The sequence below is a fragment of the Endozoicomonas sp. SESOKO3 genome, assembly GCF_024606255.1.
On the sequence record NZ_JAHHPR010000194.1, the window covers coordinates 1 to 1114 of the forward strand.

3 protein-coding genes are annotated in these 1114 nt (G+C 50.4%); 1 reads left to right on the top strand and 2 read right to left on the bottom strand.

Annotated features, from left to right (window positions below; genetic code table 11):
- Both KDK18_RS03330 and KDK18_RS03335 read right to left on the bottom strand, forming a co-directional pair.
- On the bottom strand, positions 1 to 271 hold a 271-nt coding region (locus tag KDK18_RS03330; protein WP_257253203.1), incomplete at its 3' end, for a hypothetical protein.
- Entirely contained in the window at positions 219 to 467 is a 249-nt protein-coding gene (locus KDK18_RS03335) for a hypothetical protein (protein ID WP_257253204.1), read from the bottom strand. The genes KDK18_RS03335 and KDK18_RS03330, both read right to left, overlap by 53 nt.
- Positions 468 to 510: 43 nt before the next feature.
- Here KDK18_RS03335 and KDK18_RS03340 point away from each other — a divergent pair.
- Positions 511 to 1114, top strand: a 604-nt coding sequence (locus KDK18_RS03340) for a hypothetical protein (RefSeq protein WP_257253205.1), incomplete at its 3' end; no start/stop codon positions are given.

Genomic DNA, 1114 nt, shown 5'->3' on the forward strand with positions numbered 1-1114 from the left:
AGGGTGGAACAGGCAGACCGGCTCTCTTCATGCGCTGCAAAAACATCCCCTTGCCGCCAAGTTGTTCCCGGTTGTCGGCAGAACACTCTGTAGGCTGATCCGAGAAAGTTGAACTGCAGGTGCGCTTGTCTATCGACGTAGGGTCGGAAACACCACTGGGATCAAGATCACAAAAATACCTCCTGAGTGAACTATAAGCCTCAGCATCCTGTTTGCGATCACTGTTCGGGCTTTGAAGATCTAATGTGCCAAAACTGGCAGGTAACGTCATGATAACCTCTCATGTTAATATTCACCCATGATTTAATCACCAGCGCATAAAACGACTGCCCATACTGCCCAATCTGCCCCAACCCCTGTCGCACCGCCCCGGTCACCTGCCGCATCCAGGTTTTCAGCGTCAGTTGATCCTCGTCACTGGCCGGTGGGTCAATCAAGCCAGGCGGTTTGTTGTTAAAGTCATCCATGGTCTATGCTTCAACCTCTTCCATCGGTCAACAGGAGCTGAGTGTGTCGGACACGCTGTTCAACGAACTGAAAAACATCGGCATCAGTGAGGAGCTGGCGGCAAAAGTCAGTGCTTCCCTCGACCCGGACTACAACGCCAGCAAGAAAGACGTGCTCATCATGCAGGAGGCCATCTTGCAGCACCAAGCATATTTCAGTCAAAAAATGGCTGACATGAATGCCAAGTTTGATGCCGAATTCAAACAACAGAAAGCCGAATCAGACGCCGAATTCAAACAACAGAAAGCCGAATCAGACGCCCAATTCAAACAACAGAAAGCCGAATCAGACGCCCAGTTCAAACAACAGAAAACCGAGTCAGACGCCCACTTCAAAGAACTTAAAGCCGAGTCAGACGCTCACTTCAAAGAACTTAAAGCCGAATCAGACGCCCACTTCAAAAAACTGAAAGCCGAATCAGACGCCCGCTACTACGAAGTGAAAGCCGAGTCAGACGCCCGCTACTACGAACTGAAAGTGGACAGCACCAAGGCATATGCCGAACTAAAAACCGAAATCCACACCACCATCAACCGGCAATACCTTGTCACCTTTGGCAGCGCCCTGCTGACCATTGCTTCCGTACTGGCGGTAAACTGGTACTTTC